16 protein-coding genes and 2 pseudogenes are annotated in these 18,636 nt (G+C 39.9%); 6 read left to right on the forward strand and 12 right to left on the reverse strand.

Translation table 11 applies throughout. From position 1 onward, the window contains the following. The 5 genes from BLP58_RS07735 to BLP58_RS07755 all read left to right on the forward strand — a co-directional run. Positions 1-698 (forward strand): IS3 family transposase (locus BLP58_RS07735; RefSeq protein ID WP_056941233.1); only part of this gene is annotated, 698 nt, incomplete at its 5' end. Positions 699-809: 111 nt separating this feature from the next. Then, a complete protein-coding gene (locus BLP58_RS07740; protein WP_013854942.1) occupies positions 810-1,250 on the forward strand; it encodes a CopY/TcrY family copper transport repressor in 441 nt (146 codons plus the stop codon). 15 nt (positions 1,251-1,265) lie between these two features. Then, entirely contained in the window at positions 1,266-1,643 is a 378-nt protein-coding gene (locus BLP58_RS07745) for a cupredoxin domain-containing protein (protein ID WP_025084217.1), read from the forward strand. Then, a complete protein-coding gene (locus BLP58_RS07750) occupies positions 1,643-1,930 on the forward strand; it encodes a cupredoxin domain-containing protein (protein WP_013854940.1) in 288 nt (95 codons plus the stop codon). The genes BLP58_RS07745 and BLP58_RS07750 overlap by 1 nt, the downstream gene beginning before the upstream one ends. Then, positions 1,930-3,858 carry a copper-translocating P-type ATPase gene (locus tag BLP58_RS07755; protein ID WP_025084216.1) on the forward strand — a complete coding sequence of 643 codons (1,929 nt, stop codon included), beginning with the start codon at positions 1,930-1,932 and terminating at the stop codon, positions 3,856-3,858. Before BLP58_RS07750 ends, BLP58_RS07755 begins: the two co-directional genes overlap by 1 nt. Here the strand turns inward: BLP58_RS07755 and BLP58_RS07760 are convergent. After that, the gene (locus tag BLP58_RS07760; RefSeq protein WP_013854938.1) at positions 3,855-4,502 is read right to left on the reverse strand and encodes a Crp/Fnr family transcriptional regulator; all 648 of its coding nucleotides are present in this window, start codon (positions 4,500-4,502) and stop codon (positions 3,855-3,857) included. The two genes, BLP58_RS07755 and BLP58_RS07760, sit on opposite strands and share 4 nt — an antisense overlap. Before the next feature lie 193 nt (positions 4,503-4,695). Here BLP58_RS07760 and BLP58_RS07765 point away from each other — a divergent pair. Beyond that, positions 4,696-6,061, forward strand: a pseudogene (locus BLP58_RS07765) (MFS transporter). Between the two features lie 49 nt (positions 6,062-6,110). Here the strand turns inward: BLP58_RS07765 and BLP58_RS11930 are convergent. The 11 genes and pseudogenes from BLP58_RS11930 to rpmH form a co-directional block, all read right to left on the reverse strand. Continuing rightward, complete coding sequence (locus BLP58_RS11930) at positions 6,111-6,263, reverse strand: SPJ_0845 family protein (protein WP_003624933.1); 153 nt, start codon at positions 6,261-6,263, stop codon at positions 6,111-6,113. 63 nt (positions 6,264-6,326) lie between these two features. Further along, on the reverse strand, positions 6,327-7,430 hold the full coding sequence (locus tag BLP58_RS07770) for a hypothetical protein (RefSeq protein WP_013854937.1): 1,104 nt from the start codon (positions 7,428-7,430) through the stop codon (positions 6,327-6,329). 96 nt (positions 7,431-7,526) lie between these two features. Further along, positions 7,527-9,086, reverse strand: coding sequence for a ClC family H(+)/Cl(-) exchange transporter (locus BLP58_RS07775; protein ID WP_013854936.1), 1,560 nt, complete (start codon positions 9,084-9,086; stop codon positions 7,527-7,529). Between the two features lie 108 nt (positions 9,087-9,194). After that, positions 9,195-10,598 carry an NADP-dependent phosphogluconate dehydrogenase gene (gene gnd / locus BLP58_RS07780; RefSeq protein WP_025084215.1) on the reverse strand — a complete coding sequence of 468 codons (1,404 nt, stop codon included), beginning with the start codon at positions 10,596-10,598 and terminating at the stop codon, positions 9,195-9,197. 173 nt (positions 10,599-10,771) lie between these two features. Beyond that, entirely contained in the window at positions 10,772-11,485 is a 714-nt protein-coding gene (locus BLP58_RS07785; protein WP_013854934.1) for a hypothetical protein, read from the reverse strand. Positions 11,486-11,628: 143 nt separating this feature from the next. Beyond that, positions 11,629-13,445: pseudogene (spxB, locus tag BLP58_RS07790) on the reverse strand (pyruvate oxidase). Positions 13,446-13,773: 328 nt separating this feature from the next. Beyond that, positions 13,774-15,672, reverse strand: coding sequence for a tRNA uridine-5-carboxymethylaminomethyl(34) synthesis enzyme MnmG (gene mnmG, locus BLP58_RS07795; RefSeq protein WP_013854933.1), 1,899 nt, complete (start codon positions 15,670-15,672; stop codon positions 13,774-13,776). Positions 15,673-15,679: 7 nt separating this feature from the next. Next, complete coding sequence (gene mnmE, locus BLP58_RS07800; RefSeq protein WP_013854932.1) at positions 15,680-17,065, reverse strand: tRNA uridine-5-carboxymethylaminomethyl(34) synthesis GTPase MnmE; 1,386 nt, start codon at positions 17,063-17,065, stop codon at positions 15,680-15,682. A gap of 107 nt (positions 17,066-17,172) precedes the next feature. After that, entirely contained in the window at positions 17,173-18,069 is an 897-nt protein-coding gene (locus tag BLP58_RS07805) for a YidC/Oxa1 family membrane protein insertase (protein ID WP_034536400.1), read from the reverse strand. Further along, positions 18,050-18,418 (reverse strand): ribonuclease P protein component, encoded by a 369-nt coding sequence (gene rnpA, locus BLP58_RS07810; RefSeq protein ID WP_013854930.1) that lies wholly within the window; start codon positions 18,416-18,418, stop codon positions 18,050-18,052. The genes BLP58_RS07805 and rnpA overlap by 20 nt, the downstream gene beginning before the upstream one ends. Before the next feature lie 51 nt (positions 18,419-18,469). After that, the gene (gene rpmH, locus BLP58_RS07815; protein WP_003549412.1) at positions 18,470-18,610 is read right to left on the reverse strand and encodes a 50S ribosomal protein L34; all 141 of its coding nucleotides are present in this window, start codon (positions 18,608-18,610) and stop codon (positions 18,470-18,472) included. Positions 18,611-18,636 lie beyond the last annotated feature (26 nt).

Genomic DNA, 18,636 nt, shown 5'->3' on the forward strand with positions numbered 1-18,636 from the left:
GATATGGTTATCGCAGAATTACTGCTCAATTGCGTCGTGAAGGCATTATAGTCAATCATAAGCGTGTTAAGCGCTTAATGGTCAAAATGCATTTATATGCCATTTCGATTAGACGCAGATTTAAATATTCAAGCTATAAAGGAACTATTGGAAAAATCAAGCCCAATTTAATTAAACGTCATTTTGCGGCGATTATCCCAGATAGGCATTGGTACTCAGATATTACTGAATTTCACCTTAATGGAGAAAAGCTTTATCTATCACCTGTGATGGATGGCTGCAGTCAAGAGATTGTTGCTTATACATTAAGCCGTCATCCAGTATTGAAACAAGTAATGGACATGCTGGATCAAGCTTATCAAAAGCATCCAGCTCTTAATGGCTTAATTTTTCATACTGATCAGGGCTGGCAATATCAGCACGCAGCTTTTCAGGCATGGCTTGAACATCATGGTGTTTCCCAGTCTATGTCACGCAAGGGCAATTCATTGGATGATGGCTTAATGGAGGGCTTCTTTGGCATTCTTAAACGAGAAATGTTCTATGGCTTTGAAAAGACATTCAAAACCATGGATGAATTAGAACAAGCAATCAAGGAATACATTCATTACTACAACCATGATAGAATTAAAACAGTACTAAAAAACCATACTCCGATAGAATATCGAAATATGGTTTTAAATAAAGCAGTTCAATAATATGTCCCAAATTTGGGGTTCATATCAAAAACATGCTTTTTTTATTGCATCAATGTTTACAAATGTAAATTTAAGTAGTATAGTTACAAATGTGAACGATAGGAGGAAGAAATGGTTAAACTGCAAGAAAAAGAAAGCACGATCTCCGACAGCGAATGGGAAATCATGCGCATTATTTGGACGCTTGAACCTGTCAGTTCTACTAAAATAATTCAAGAACTGCAGGCCAAGAAAGACTGGTCCGAATCAACTATTAAAACTTTATTGCACCGCTTAGTTAATAAAAACTTGCTTAACACTACTAAGGAAGGTCGGCACTTCGTTTACTCGGCTAAGGTTAACCAAACGCAAGTAATGACCGAGGCAGCACAAGAATTGCTCGATCGCATGTGCAATATGCATAAAGGAGAAGTCATCCTGCAGTTGCTCGCTGACTCCCCTATTTCAAAAAGCGATTTAGCTAAGATGAAAGAGATTATTGCTCAAAAAGAGAAAACAACTCCTGATATGGTGCCATGCAACTGCCTACCAGGAAAAGAGCATCTGTGCTAAAAGGAGAGAAATAAAATGGGTATTTCGCAAATCATCACATTAGTCGTAGCTATTTTACTAATTGGTTTTATCCTTTGGTGGTTCTTTGGTAAACACCAAGAAGCTGTGGGTACTGCTGCTGTTGAACAAGGTTCACAAGAAGCAAATATTGTGGTCAAAGGTGGCTACTCCCCTTCAACCATTGTTTTAAAGCAAGGCGTTCCCGCCAAGGTCAACTTCGATATGAAGGACTCAACTGCATGTTTGTCCCATGTTGTTTTTGAACAACTTGGCGTTAACAAAGATTTAACCAAGCAAAAAGTTACTACAATTGATATTCCAACTGATAAAAAAGGCACCTACAATTTTGCCTGCGGAATGGATATGTTTCATGGAAAGGTTATTGTTAAATAATGAGTGTTTTTTCAAAGAATCAAACTAAAAAAGTTGTTGTTAATGCAGAAAATCATGGCTACAAACCAGATACGGTTACTTTCAAGCAGGGTAAAACTGCCCAATTAAAATTCATTCCCTCAGACAATATGGGCTGTATGAATGAAGTCGTTTCAAAAGACTTGAATTTTGATCAAAAATTAGATGACAAAAAAGAAGTCACCATTGATATCCCAACCGACAAGCCAGGTACTTATACCTACGCTTGCGGAATGGACATGTTCCATGGAAAGGTCGTCGTTAAGTAATGAATCTCTCTAATATTAAACGCTTCTGGATCTCATTTGTTTTAGCGATTCCCATGCTAATTCAGATGTCTGCCATGCCCTTTCACTGGATGATGCCAGGTTATAATTGGATCGCCTTTATCACGACCACAATCATCATGGCTATCTCTGCTGCACCTTATTGGAGCAGTGCCTGGGCCGCTTTTAAGCACCATAACGCTAACATGAATACGCTGGTTGCCGTCGGCACCTCTGTAGCGTACTTCTATAGTATCTTCGCCATGTTCACGGGACGCGAAGTCTACTTTGAAAGTGCTGCTTTCGTAACGGTCTTCGTTTTACTCGGGGATGCGATGGAAGAAAAGATGCACAACAACGCCTCTAACGCCTTAGCTAAATTAATTGACCTACAGGCTAAAGATGCCGAAGTAGAACGAAACGGCAAATTCGTTAAAGTCCCACTTGAACAAGTTAAGGTCGGCGATATCATCCGCGTTAAGCCAGGCGAAAAGGTTCCTGTAGATGGCGTAATTGTCCATGGCTCATCCACTCTTGATGAATCAATGGTTACTGGTGAAAGCATGCCAGTCACTAAGAAAAAAGGTGACGACGTCGTTGGTTCAACGATCAACACCAACGGCACTTTTACCTTTAAAGCAACCAAGGTTGGCAGCGATACAATGCTATCTCAGATTGTCGATCTAGTTAAAAAGGCCCAAACCAGTCATGCGCCAATCCAGAATTTAACTGATAAGATCTCTAATATTTTCGTACCAGCCGTTTTAATCATTGCGATTATCACCTTTGTGCTCTGGTACGTCTTCTTAGGCGCAACAGCCGTTAACGCTATGCTCTTTGCCGTTTCCGTAGTAGTGATCGCTTGTCCTTGTGCTCTTGGACTAGCTACTCCAACCGCTTTAATGGTAGGTACTGCTCGTAGCGCTAAGATGGGCGTTTTAATCAAGAACGGTGAAGTTTTGGAAGAAGTTAGCGACATTGACACAGTTGTTTTCGACAAAACTGGTACCATCACCGTTGGTAAGCCACAGGTTACCGATGTGGTTGGCGATCAAAATAAGGTCTTAACCATTGCGGCTAGCTTGGAAAATAATTCCGAACACCCACTAGCTACTGCCGTAGTTAAAAAGGCTAATGAAAATAATATTTCCTTAGCTAACGTGAAAAACTTTGCTGCAATTGAAGGTAAAGGTGTTAAAGCCAATTATGGTGACCAAGAGGCCTTTGTTGGTAGTGAACGCTTATTAGAAGATATTTCTATTTCCCGGGAAATGAAAGATCAAGCTGCTAAATTGCAAAAAGAAGCGAAGACCGTCGTTTACGTTGGTTTAGGTAAAGAAATTATTGGTTTAATTGCCATTCAAGACGTGCCTAAGCCTAGCTCTAAGGCAGCCATTGCGGAGCTTAAGAAGCGCGGCTTAAAAACTGTTATGCTTACTGGTGATAACGAAAATGTTGCTCAAGCAATCAGCGAAGAGATCGGAATTGATCAAGTAATCGCTGGCGTTTTGCCAACCGAAAAAGCCGCTGAAATCAAGAAATTGCAAAATAGTGGCAGAACAGTTGCCTTTGTTGGTGACGGTATTAACGACGCTCCTGCCCTTTCTACTGCAAACGTCGGGATTGCAATGGGTTCAGGTACAGATATCGCCATCGAATCTGGCGGAATTGTCCTTGTTCAAAACGACTTAATGGGCGTTGTGAGAGCATTAGACATTTCTAAGAAGACTTTCAACAGAATCAAATTAAACCTCTTCTGGGCTTTGATATACAACACTATCGGCATTCCTATTGCCGCAGGTCTGTTCATGGGACTTGGTTTAACTCTTAGTCCTGAACTTGCCGGTTTAGCAATGGCCTTCAGTTCCGTATCCGTAGTAACTAGTTCGCTACTGCTGAACAAAACTAAAATTGCAGGTACGACTGCTTAAAGTAAAATAATTTTTCGACCGGATAATTTTATCCGGTTTTCTTTTGCCAATTTTTTCAATTGCCTGCTTAAGGTTTCCGGCGTAACACCCAAATAACTGGCCAGATCTTTTTTCTTTAGCTTTAACTGTACGTCACGTCTGCCCTGCTTTTTAGCTAAGTCTTCCAAGTAGGCCAGCAACCGATCCTTAGCACTCATTGAATTGCGCCGAATTGATTTAGTCTCAATGGCTACCAATTTTTCACCAAAATTATTCAACATATTAATAGCTAGATCTGGCGTCTTTTTCAAAAGATCCTGAAAATCGCGACGATTAATTGAACAGACATAAGTATCTTGCAAAGCCTGAACGAAGTTCTCCTCATGGTTATCTTGAAAAAGGTTCTGCTGTCCATCAAGATCACCCTTATTCAATACACCTAGCACCGTCTCTTTACCGGCCTCGTTTAGACTATAAATCTTGGCACTGCCTTGATCTAAAAATATTAATCCATCTTTGCCATCGCCCGGCTGACGAATGATGCTGCCTTTAGGGAAATATTCTTGATGAGTAGAAATTGGTGCAATTTTGGTTAAATCTTCTTCTGGTAATTGTGCAAATAAACCAGCTTGACCGATGCAAGCTACTGCCGAATGTTTTTTCATAATAGTTCTCTTTTCTTGATCTAAATCAATTTACTTTTAAATGAATCCTAATCTACATTCGATACCAAATCAAGAGATGTAGCTTCATGCCTTTTTGCATGATTTCTTATTATTTGTTAGTATGTATTATGTAAAGCTATTATTTCTATTTATCTAGAGGAGTTGAGGAATAAGCAAGTTTTTACTTGCACTTATGGAAAATAACGAAAAAATCAAACGCGAAAAATTTATTAAGACTAAAAAGAATTATAAACGCGCACCGCTAATGCCAGTTCACTTACGGGTCATGATTGCCGTAGTTTTAGGGCAAATTGCCTGTGGTTATGCATTAGGCATCAGTGGGACCGCACTTTCTAATGCAGCTAAATATATTCAAATCAGCGATTTATGGACGGGACTAATCGGAGCTGGTTCTCTAATCGGCCTAGCCGGTTCTTTAATTATTGGGCGACTTTCCGACAAAATCGGCCGCCGCAAAATGTTGATGATCAATATGTATATCTTAGCTGCTTTTACTTTATTACACTTAGTAACTGCTAATTTCTTACTAACTTTCATTATTCGAATCGGCATCGGTTTGATGATTGCAGTTGACTACACGGTCGGTAACGCCTTATTAACTGAATGGCTACCTAAGGGTGAAGATAGTAAAAGACAAAGCCATTTGTTAATCTACTGGACAATTGGCTTTATCCTTTCTTATTTAGCAGGTACCATGATTACCGGCTTTGGCAGTTATACTTGGCAAATCATTTTAGCTACCGGGGCTGTTCCCGCTTTAATTACAGCCTTATTCAGAAGCTTCTTCCCACTTCCTGCATCCCCAAGCTGGTTAGCCAGCAAGGGTAAAGTCAAAAAAGCCAGCAAAGTCATCCGCAAACATATGGGACGCAAGTGGAGACTTCCCGCACGCTTTATTAGACGCGATAAAAAGAAAATGACTAAAAATATTTCCTGGGCAATATTATTCTCCAAGAAATATTTACGTCGTACTTTAGTTGGTGGAATTTTCTATGCCTGCCAAGCATTCTCATTCTTCGGCATCAGTATCTTCCTGCCCATTTTATTAAAGAGCATGAATATTACTAACAGCACCGTTTCAGGAATTCATCTATAACGGTGGGATGTTTATCGGTGTAGTTCTAGGGATCTTAATCTTCAACCGCATCAGTCGCCGCGCCTTCTTAATCAGCAACTTCCTTATCTCTGGCATTTTAATTGCTATTTTGGCTCTAATCCCCAGTTTGAATTCAATGGTTAAATTAGGCATTTTCGCCTTGTTCGCTATTATCCTTTCATCTGGCTTAGTTCTAGATTACCCATATCCAACAGAATTATTTGACATTAAAGTTCGTGGTACAGGTGTTGGTACTTGTATCACGATCAGTCGAATCGGTGCGGCTGCCGGTACATTCTTGCTGCCTGTTTTAACTAATGCGGGTGGTGCTAGCTTAGCCATGATCGTCTGTGCCATTGTGCTATTGGTAGCCTTTCTGGTTTGTCTTATTTGGGCACCAGAAACTTCACCACAATTTATCAAGAAAGCAGAAAATAATTAATCATCTAAAAAAGCAGATTGCTCACATTTTAGGCAATCTGCTTTTTCTTTTACTTTTTATCTTTTTTCTTCTTATCCTTAGAATCCTTATTTAACAATTCCTCAGGATCCTTATGCTTAGGCGTCTTCTTTGGATCTGGTACAGTCGCAAAGCGATCCAGCATCTTCTGTAAGTTATTAGGGTTGTCAAAAGTTAATCCCATAGAACATCTTCCTTTCATTTCTGGGTTAATTATATAAAAATTTGCCAGCTGCCGCCAACTTATTTACCCACCATAATCAAGAAAATTCTGCATTCTTTTCATATCCGAGCCAACTAGATCGACACTCACTATATCTTCATAAGCATGATCGCTGATTTCGCCAAGATTATACTCAGTTAAAATTTTTAAGTCAAAACCATCTTCTGTGTAATCTGCAATCAGCCCCAGCCGATCAGGATAATGATAGATCGCGTCACTAATCTTGACCACACGATTTCTAGGCCAATCTTCAACTACTTCTTTAGGTGATTTAATTGTTCCAGCTACATTTACAGATCTTTCTAAATGATCAGGATCAAAACTTTTATTTTTCTTCTGCCATTCAACTAAATAATTAAAATAATTTAGCTTTTCTGATTCATCACCAGTATGAATAATGTGATTTCGGGCAATAATAGCAATTGACTCTACCTGGCCCACTTCATTCAAACTCTCTAGCAGCAGATTCTCATCATCGTATTTCAATACTTTACCAATAGCAAAACTGCCAAATTGATCATCAAAAGTATAGTCAAAATAAAGTTCTACCAAATCGAGGCCATTTTGAAATTCTCTCTTTTGCTTTAAATAGCTAACAAACAACCGATCATCAATACTGTTAACATCGATACAGACGATATCTTTTAATGGGATAACCGTAGCAAAATGCTCCAGGGTGGTTTCGTTTCGCTCTAAAATACGCACTTCGTCTCGACTAAGCTGCGTAATAATCCCTGTGTAATTTTGCCCGTCATTTACCTCAAACGTAATCAAGGGATGGGTATCCGTCACGTTAATTAAAAGATCATGAATGTTAGTAAAGTCCCAATCAACTACTGATCGATTCAAACGCTGCATCCCAAACGGATCACGAATCGTAGCAATTGCATAATAACGTAGCGCCGGCGTATCATTTTCAATCTTGGCTACCTGATCTGCGCGAATAAATACTACTCCACCGCGATTGCCATCTTGATCAACCGATTCTAAAACAATCCAGCCGTGATGCTGACTCGTAATTTGACCAATATAATATGAATTGACATCAATGAAAGTGATGCTCTCATCCCCAGCTAAATCATATTTTTCTTGATCTGCGTTTAGCGTGATTTGGACTAAATTATTCAATGCTCATCTCTCTTTTCTACATGATTTTTAGTATGATCTATTAGCCGTTTTTTAGCAAGAAAAAAGCCGGTTTACACCGCCTAATCTACTCTTTTATTACCCATCAAGTTCAACGCCTTGCAAATCTTTCATCTTGCTATAAACGTTGCCTCTTTGACTGGAATCAAATTCAAGCACTAACATATCGCCACCACGAATAACGGTTTGACCAGTTGGAATAATATCATCCCCATCACGGTGAATCATTCTAATCCGTGCATCTTTAGGCCACTTAATTTCTGAGACTCGCTTATCGACCAGTTTACTGCTCTCATAGACCGGCAGAGTCATTTGATCGGCCTGCCCAGTATAGTTAGCCTTGCGGTCGCTACTCGTATCCATAGCAGCTGCTAAAAGGCCATAGATCGGCTTACCGCCAAGCAGCTCATCTACCAAAAGCGCGATGAACGCTACAACGGCTAACGGCATCAAATGAAGCAGTGAACCTACCATTTCCGTAATTAAAGTAATGGCAGTAAATGGCGCACGAATAATGGCGGCGAAATAGCCCGCCATTGAAAAGATGACTAAGTTTACTACAAAACGTTGTGGCATCAACCCAATTCGGACCATAAATAGACCATAAGTTGCACCAATCAAGGCACCCATCGTTAAAATTGGCAGGAAAATACCACTGGGCAAGCCTGAATCGTAAGCTACGATTGAGAAAACAATTCTCATTACATAGAAGAACGCTAACAGACCAACTAAGCCCCAACCAGTTTTAGTAATCATGTGTGGCAAAGACAAGATCAAACGATTACCTGGACCCGTGATAATTGGCCAAAAATAAGCAATTGGAATCAAAATAGCTAATGGAATCAAGCCATGCAGCCAGCGAGGCAAAAAGGTGATCTTAGCATAAACTTTTTTCAAGCTAAATAAGCCAATCTTATAAAGGTGACCTAAGAGACCAAGGATAATGCCCAGAATAATTAAGTGCCAGTAGAGCCCAATTGGAAAAGAGTAATTATATGGAATTGCTAACGCGTGATGAATCCCAAATAAATTAGAAACTACGAAGTTCGAAGCAATCGCACCTGCTAAGGCGTTCATCCAAACAAGTGGTGAGAAATTATGAAAGACTTCTTCAAGGACAAATAAAGCTCCACTTAAAGGCGCACCAAAAGCAGCAGACAAACCACTTGAAGCACCAGTAGCCAGCAAAATTCGCGAATTAAGTCGATCTTGCTTAAAGCCTTGACCTACACCTTGACCAATTGTTGAACCTAACTGCAGTGATGGTCCCTCTGGTCCTAAGAACAAGCCTGTACCAATTACCAGAATACCGCCAATTAATTTCCGCCACAAAATTGGCAGCCATTGTAAATGCAGCTTTCCCTGCAGCTGCAGCTTTACTTCTGGAATACCAGAGCCACCAACATGAGGATATTGTTTAACAAAATAACCGGCAATTACGGCAACTGCAATAAATCCTGCAATAATTGCAACAAACCATAATGGATTTTGATGAGCTAATTGGAACAGATATAACCAGAAGGCAGATGTCTTCTCAATTCCAAACCTAAATAAACCGACAATTATACCAGTACAGATACCAACAACTAGTGCTTGTAAAAGCAGCTTAATGTTGGTTTTATTTCCCTCGTCTTTCATAAAGTCCCCCTCTACCTTAATTGAAAAACTGTGTCGCTATTTATTGTACACTAAAAAGCCAGCTAGAATTTACTCTAACTGACTTTATTTAGTTTCATGTGAAACTAATTATTTCTCTTCATACCATTCAGTGTGGAAGACGCCTTCACGATCATTTCTCAGGTAAGTGTGAGCACCGAAGTAGTCACGTTGACCTTGGATCAAGTTAGCTGGCAAGTTTGGATTAAAGATTGATTCCAAATAGTTGAGAGCCGCACTTAAAGTTGGGGTTGGAACACCAGCTTTAGTAGCAAATTCAACTGACTTACGTAATGCTGGCAGATTCTTTTCCATTAAGTCGCGGAAGTAATCGTCTTGGAACAAGTTCATTAACTTGTCTCCCTTGTCATAAGCTTTTTCAATATCCTTCAACATTGCGGAACGAATGATACAGCCAGCTTCCCAGTCTTGGGCAATGCCCTTGTATCTCAAGTCCCGCTTATATGCATCTGCAGCCATTGTCAATTGTTGGAAACCTTGCGCATATGCGACAGCTTGAGCCAATTGTAAGGTCTTTTCAAATTCGTCAACCAAGTCATCAGGGATCTCGCCTTTATATTCAAACTTAGTTGGCTTAATGCCACTCTTAATTGCCAAATGAGCTTGCTTACTCATAAAACGTGCCATTACAGCTTCACCGACAACAGTTACTGGGGCACCAAGTACGACACCATCTTCCAGCATCCAGTTACCTGTATCCTTGTATGAAGCGACATTCAAAATGTGATCAATAATATGATCTGCAGTTAAGTCATCCTTTTGAGCCAAAACCTTTGAAGTAATTTCACTCAAGTAAGCCTCAACCTTGCCGTGGTTCCATTTATCGAAAATCTTGGACATCTCATCATTACTCTTATGTGCAACATCACGGAGCAAATTGTAAACTTCAGAAAATTCTTGCATGATACCATATTCGATACCATTATGAACCATCTTGACGTAGTGGCCTGCACCTTCTGGACCCATGTAGCTGACACATGGCTTGCCCTCAGTATTCTTAGCAGCAATTGCTTCAAGAATAGGAGCAACCTTATTATATGCTGGTTCATCACCACCTGGCATCAAGGCTGGACCATTCAAGGCACCTTCTTCACCACCGGAAACACCCATGCCAATAAAGTGAATGCCATGTTTTTCCATTTCGTGGAAACGACGGTTAGTGTCGTGATAGTTTGAGTTACCGCCGTCGATCAAAATATCACCTTTATCCAAAAGTGGCAGCAACTTTTGTAAAGTTTGATCTACCGGATCACCAGCCATAATTTGGATCAAAATTTTACGTGGCTTTTCCAGGGAATTAACAAATTCTTCCCAGCTGTAGCATGGTTTTAATTTATCATCTTCATATTTGGCAAAAGCATCCACTTCTGGCTTATCAATTGAAAAACCAGAAACTGAGAAGCCATGGTTTCTAACGTTTAAAGCAAGGTTCTTACCCATGACGGACAAGCCAATAACGCCGAATTGTTGCATATTTGTATATCCTCCATTAATCAAAATTCATCAAGTATTATTATACGTTTTAGCACTAAAAAAAGCGAAGCCAAACGGTTCCGCTTTTATAATTTTATCTAATAATCTTTTTGTTATTGGGCAAAAATGTTTCACATTACTTATTGTAGAATATTTCCCAGGAAATATTATTTTTATTGGTCTATTCCCCAAAGCAAGATATTATATGCTAGTGGTAATGACAATTTAGTAATATAGCCATCTTTTTTAGCCTGTTTTAAAGATGCTAAAACAAACTTACGCTGTTGTCCTTTTAATTTCTTGGCTGCTTTAACAGCTAACTTAAAGTCACGCTTATTCCTTTTGATTCTAATATCTCTAGCTTTCTTAGAAACTTTTTGATTTTCATAAGTTGGAAATTGGGCAGTAGCTCTATTGCTTATCCTATTAAGCGGCTTAGTCACTCCTCTAAGTGCCTTGCTGTTAAAAGCATAGTATTTCATGCTAGGATTAGTAGTCCATGTGCTATATTTATTGTTTTTTGAAGTAATTAAATACAATAATGCACCATTATGACGCTTAGCGTATGCAATTCTAACTACTTTGAATCTAACGTTCTTAACCTTTCGAGGACTGATAGTATTTTTGCTTCTAAATTCAGAATCTTTTAACATCTTTCGATAATTAGCTTTACCTAGAGAAATAGGTTGAGAATCTGAATTTACAGTTACAACGTAGCCCCATTTGCTGAGACGAGGGATCTTTTTAATTGTTACAGCTTTATCAGCCTTAGCTGCAACTACCTTTGAACTGTTACTTGCAGCACTAACCGTTGTAGGAACGCTTGAAAACATAGCAATAGCTGAAGCTGCAGCAAGTAAACTTGTTAAAATTTTTCTAGACTTCATAATATTTTGCCTCTTTAATTACAAGATTGCACACACTATTATGGATCAAATTTATAGAAATTCAAATTCTCATATTTCCCAGGAAATATTGTCAAAAAAAAAGCGAGACATTCGTCTCGCTTTTTTTTGATTACTCAACCAAATTAGTGTTGTGAAGCACCGGAAACTGTATCAGGAGCTTCGTCTTCTTCTGGTTCTGATTCTTCATGTTGAGATGCACCTGTTGCAGCATCAGCTTCTAAGCCGTACTTTTCGGCAAAGTAGCTGAATGGCTTCAAGTCTTCGGCTTGATACTTCTTGACGAAGGCTGGATCGTCAAGTGAGTTCAATTCAGTTGAGTAAGGCATTTCATGGGTGTACTTAATATCGATTAACATTGGGCCATCCATCTTCTTGAATTCGTTAACTGCTTCTTCGAATTCTTTCTTAGTGCGTACAGTAACGCCCTTCACGTTCATACCTTCAGCAACCTTAGCCCAGTCGTTGTCAGGGATAATAACGCCTGATAATGGTTGGTTAGATTCATCCTCTTGTTCTGCTTGAATGAAACCTAATGTTTCATTAGTGAAGATAATGTTCAAAACATGCATGTTGTAGCGTGCCATCGTGCCATAGTGAGCAATTCTTGGTTCATCATAGCAAAGCCACCATCACCAGCTAATTGCCATACTTCACGGTCTGGGTAAACAGTTGCAGCCATTAAGGCAGCTGGAGCACCGTAGCCCATTGTTGCGTGCAAGCCTGAAGTAGTCCACTTTTGATCGTCATGCAAGTTCAAAAGACGACATGAGTCAACGTTAACGTTACCAACATCGATTGCAAAGATAGCATTGTCGTCAGCCTTCTTGTTGATTACATCCCAGATTGGCTCTGGACGTACAGGCATTTCATCTGAATTCTTAAAGCTATCTTGCCAAGCATCCCAATTCTCACGGTCTGCAATAGCAGCCTTGTAAAGTGGTGATTCGCTTCTAGTTTCACCAGCGTCAATAATTGCTCTCAATGCCTTCTTAGCATCAGCTAACATTGATACATCAGTTGAGTGACGCTTGCCAAACTTAGCTGGATCAACATCAATTTGAATTACCTTGGCATCCTTAGGGAACCATAATACTGAGAATGGTGAGTTATTGCCAACCCAAACAACTAAGTCAGTTGCACCTTGAACTTCTTGTGCAGCCTTTGGCCCAAGACGACCGATGGTACCCATGTATGCTGGGAACTTATCTTCTACGATACCTTTGCCTAAGTATGATGACATAATTGGAGTCTTGAATTTTTCAGCAAATTCCTTAACTTCATCACCGGCATCTTTAGCACCTAAACCAATGTACATGGTTGGGTTCTTAGCTTCCTTCAAAAGCTTAACAGCTTCATCAACTGAAGTCTTAGTTGGTGCTGGGTAATTTGCTTCTGGATGAGCGTCTTTGTTAACACGGAAGTTGTCATCAATCTTTTGCCAGCCGTAATCCTTAGGAATGATAATTACTGCAGGGCCCTTGCGTGCATAAGCTTGACGAATAGCTTCATCAGTTAAAATAGGAATTTGATCAGCTGTCTTAGCTTGACGGCACCATACGCTAGCGTTCAAGAACCACTTGTCTTCGTCAAAGGCTTGGAAGAAGTCGATATCTTGTCTGCTGGTTGGAACGTTGGCTACGATTGCTACCATTGGAGTCTTGTCATATTTAGCATCGTACAAACCGTTGAATAAGTGAGCGGCACCAGGACCTGCTGAACCAAAACATACACCTAATTTACCTGTGATCTTGTATTCTGAGGCTGCGGCAAGTGCGCCAGCTTCTTCGTGACGAACTTCGATGAACTTCATCTTATCTCTAAAGTCATAGATGGCGTTCATACTTGAGTCGAATGAACCACCTGGAAAACCATAGATATGATCAATTCCCCAATCATAAATAACTTTAAGCATTGCATCAGAACCATTAATTTTTGTCATTTTATGTGCATCTCCTTAAATTTCATTGCTTTCATAATGTATTAAACCACACTTTTTCACAATTGCAAATCGCCAAAATGCGCATTATATCAAATATGAAAGCGTTTTTGTTAAAATACTCATTTCACAAAGTAAGATAAATTATCACTTATATCCGGCTAATTGTGAGCGTTTTACATTGTGAGTACATGCACATTATTATACTAAAGTTTAATAATTTTATATATATTTATGATTGCTTATAGCTAAAAAATAAATAAAAAAATTTATTTTCTAACCCATACAAAAAAGAACACAGCCTACCTAGCAAGTCGTGCTCTTTAATACATTATTTCTTAATCTTGGAATAGCGTCCGTTTTGGATATAGACGCTTAAAATTGCCAGATCAGCTGGGTTTACCCCAGAAATACGTTCTGCTTGAGCTAAAGTTTCAGGACGAATCTTTTCAAACTTTTGTCGTGCCTCTGTGGCCAAACCCTCGATCATCTCATAATCAATATCTGCTGGGATCTTCTTGGCTTCTTGACGCTTCAAGCGAGCAATTCTGGTCTTCTCTTTTTCAATATAGCCTGCATACTTAATGCCAATTTCCACTTGCTCTCTGACGTAGCGATCACCAGCAACTTTTTCACCAGTTAAACGCTCAATATCTGCAATCTTAACGTGCGGACGACAGAGGAAAACGTCAGCCTTCACCCCGGCCTTCATTGGTTCTTGACCAATGCTTTCAAGATAATGTTGAACATCATCGGTTAAGTGAACAGTAATCTCATGCAATCTAGCTTTAGCATCCCTAATGGCCTGTTTCTTTTCTTCGAACTTCTTGTAACGTTCATCAGAAATTAGGCCCAGCTGGTGGCCATATTCAGTTAAACGCAAGTCCGCGTTATCATGCCGCAAAATCAAACGATATTCAGCCCGACTAGTCAACAAACGGTATGGCTCATTAGTACCTTTAGTTACCAAGTCATCGATTAATACGCCAATATAAGCGTCATTTCTTCCTAAAGTAAAGCCCGGCTTGCTTTGTGCACTTAATGCCGCGTTAATGCCAGCAATTAAGCCTTGGCCTGCAGCTTCTTCATAACCTGAGGTCCCGTTCATTTGACCAGCAGTAAATAAGTGCTTAATCTTCTTAGTTTCCAAAGTGTGCTTCAATTGCCAAGGCTCTATTACATCGTACTCAATCGCATAGCCTGGGCGCATCAATTCGGCATGCTCAAGTCCAGCCACTGAGTGAACCATCTTCAACTGGATCTCTTCTGGCATCGAAGTAGAGAAGTCGCCTACATAGACTTCCTTGGTAGTCTTGCCTTCTGGTTCAAGGAAAATCTGATGGCGGTTCTTATCAGCAAACCGCACTACCTTATCTTCAATTGATGGGCAATAACGTGGACCTACGCCCTTGATAATTCCACTAAACATTGGTGCACGATCAAGATTGTCTCTAATAATTTCGTGCGTAGTTGGATTAGTGTAGGTCATCCAGCAAGAAATTTGATGCTTTAAATAGTCTTCATCTTTACTCTCATATGAGAAATGACGCGGAGTCTTATCACCAGGCTCCTCTTCAGTCTTAGAATAGTCAACCGTATTACCGTTAACCCGTGGAGGCGTACCCGTCTTAAAACGACGTAGTTTAAAACCAAGCTTCTCCAAATTTTCTGACAATTTAATTGAAGGAGTAGTGTTATTAGGACCTGAAGAATAAGTTAGTTCCCCAATAATAATCTTGCCGCGTGCGGCCGTACCAGTGGTTAAAACCACGCTTTTAGCATGATATTTTGCTCCAGTATTGGTAATTACGCCTTTGCAGACGCCGTCTTCTACTACCAATTGATCTACAATCGCCTGACGCAAGGTTAAGTTAGGTGTATTTTCAATAGTGTCCTTCATATGCTCATGATATTGCCACTTATCAGCCTGTGCCCGCAAAGCTCGAACTGCTGGACCCTTACCCGTATTAAGCATTCTCATCTGAATATAGGTAGCGTCAATGTTTTTACCCATTTGGCCACCCAAAGCATCAATTTCACGGACTACCGTCCCCTTAGCTGGCCCACCTACAGAAGGGTTACATGGCATGAAGGCCACCATATCAAGGCCAATTGTTACTAATAATGTCTTTTGACCCATGTGGGCACTAGCTAATGCTGCTTCACAGCCAGCATGACCAGCTCCTACGACAATTACATCATACTCATTTGAATCATATGTCTTAATCATTTCTATCCTACTTTCCTAAACAGAATTGGCTGAATAATTGCGTTACTAACTCATCAGGAGCACTTTCACCAGTGATCTCGCCTAAGGTATCCCATGCTCCAGTAAAATCAATCTGCGCAATATCCACCGGCACGCCATCATCAACGGCTTTAACTACATCCTGTAGCTCTTTTTTGGCCTTGCTCAAAAGGGATGCTTGCCGTTGATTGGTAACCATAATCTGATCATTGGAATTTTCGATTCCAGCAAAGAACAACTTATTGATCAATTCTTCAAGCTGATCAAGATTCTGCTCCTTTAAAATTGAGGTCGAAATAACATCACTGCCAGTTAATTTCTTCATGTGCTCTGCTGTTATTTTTTGCCCTAAATCGGACTTATTCAAGATAATGATCCGCTTCTTTGACTTGGTTTCTTCGAGCAAAGCCCTGTCTTCAGTAGTTAAGTCCTGACTAGCATCAATCAACAAAAGGACCAAATCAGCACGTTCAAGCGCTTTTTTAGAACGCTCTACCCCAATTTTTTCTACTTTATCATCCGTATGGTGAATACCAGCCGTATCAATCAGTTCTAGAGGTACGCCTTTTACAGATACATATTCTTCCAAGGTGTCACGCGTAGTTCCAGCGACATCGGTTACAATTGCTTTATCACTTTGCGTTAAATAATTAAGCAAGGATGATTTTCCCACATTTGGTCGACCTACGATTGCAGTAGCCAAGCCATTTCGCAAGATTTTACCTTCTTGAGCCGTTTTTAATAAATGGTCAATTTTCTTAATTACCGAATTTGCAGTATCCGCCATTTGCTTGGCTGTGACAGTGTCGGCATCGTATTCCGGATAATCAATATTAACCTCAACATTAGCTAAAGTATTCAAGATTTCTTGCCGCATTGCCTTAATCTTATGTAACAGACCACCTGCTAGTTGACCAACAGCTACTTGACGCGCCTTGTCTGTCTTAGCACGCACAATATCCATCACACTCTCTGCCTGAGTTAAATCAATTCGACCATTAACAAAGGCACGTTTAGTAAATTCCCCTGGATCTGCCATTCGCGCGCCGTGACTTAACAGCAACTGCAAAATATGATTCGTAACTACGATACCACCGTGGCAGTTGATCTCAACAATATCTTCGCGCGTAAAAGTTTTAGGTGCGCACAGCACTGTAACCATTGCTTCATCAATAGTTTTACCAGTATCAGGGTCAATAATATGACCGTAATGAATCGTATGTGTTGGCACCTTGCTTAAATCTGCACCTTTAAAAACCTCATTAGCAATCTTAACCGCATCTTCACCGGACATTCGTACAATAGAAATTCCGCCTTCACCAATAGGTGTAGAAATTGCGGCAATGGTATCGAATTCTGTTAAAGTTTGAGCCATAATTTTCCCTTTTTTCAATAAAAAAAGCGCATTATCCTACCACGAATAATCATGATGGATAAAGCACTTTGACTACTTTATCTAAAAATCATTTTAGATTTATATTCTTATTTGTTTTTGCGTCCTAAACGCTTGTAAGTTCTTCTTAGTTTACGTTTACGCTCGCGTTCAGCTTCTGCCTTAGCTTCTTGCTGCTTCTTATATTTAATAGGGTTCTGCAAGATAAAGGTCTGCACTGCCTGGAACAGGTTGGAAATTACCCAGTAAAGCGTAATGGCTGACGGGAATTGTAGTGCCATCACACCAACCATGACGGACATCCCGTATGTCATCAACTTGGTCATCCCATTTTGGGATGATTTCGGTGTTGACAATTGGCTAATATACGTTGCTACGAAGGTGAAAACCATTGCCAAAATTGGCATGACATAGTATGGATCAGGCTTGCTTAAGTCCATCCATAAGAAGTGCCCATTTTGCAATTGTGGAGTGCGCAAAATCGCACCATACAAAGCATACATAACAGGCAACTGGATCAATACAGGTAAACAACCTGTATATGGATTTACACCAGCTTCTTTATAAAGCTTGCTAGTTTCTTGTTGTAATAATGTCCTGGATTCAGTGTCACGCCCTGGGTATTTCTTACGCAACTCATTAATTTGTGGCTGAATATTTTGCATCTTGGTTGTACTTCGAATAGAAATAGCATTCAAAGGAAGCAAAATAACACGAGCAATAATGGTAAAGATGATAATCGCCCAACCATAGCTATTGCTCATTAATTTAGCTAACCACAAAATGAAAGCTGACATATAGTAAACAACCCAACGATCCCACCAATTGCCGCTATTATGCGAAATTGGTGCTGATTGACCGTTTGCGCCTTGCGTAGCACACCCCGTTAATACAACGACAAGTGTAATCAATGCAAGAACTGCAAGAAGGCGTTTGACATTTCTCTTAGTCAGAATGTCCTTCAATCTAATTTTCCTCAACTTCATCTGGCATTTCTTCAATAATATGCGCCAAAGCCAGTGCATGGAGCAAGTTTTTACGAACTTTGACCATATTAAAATCGCGAGCATAAGGCCGTGTAATAATTAAAAAATCAACATGCGGATTAATCTGCAGCTTTTCCTCATCAATCACGGCCCGAATATAACGCTTGAGTCGATTACGGGCGACCGCGGTATGACCAACCTTTTTTCCTACAGAGATACCCACGCGAAAATGTTTATTCTCTGTTTTTTCTACCTTATAAATTACAAAAGCACGATTGGCTACTGAATCGCCAGATTCAAAAACTTGCTGGAAATCTTTTTCAGATTTTACTCGATAAGACTTTCTCAAAACGTTTCATTCCACTCTAGTAGACTAAAAAAACCACTGGGATTCAGTGGTTTAAGCAGATAAGACTTTTCTACCCTTTGCACGGCGTCTTGCTAAAACCTTGCGGCCATTTGATGTGCTCATACGCTTCATAAAACCGTGAACGCGTGAACGATGACGCTTTTTAGGTTGGTAAGTTCTTTTAGTTGTCATTATAAACTGCACCTCCATAAAATCTT

It is taken from the genome of Lactobacillus kefiranofaciens (assembly GCF_900103655.1).
Lineage (GTDB): Bacteria > Bacillota > Bacilli > Lactobacillales > Lactobacillaceae > Lactobacillus > Lactobacillus kefiranofaciens.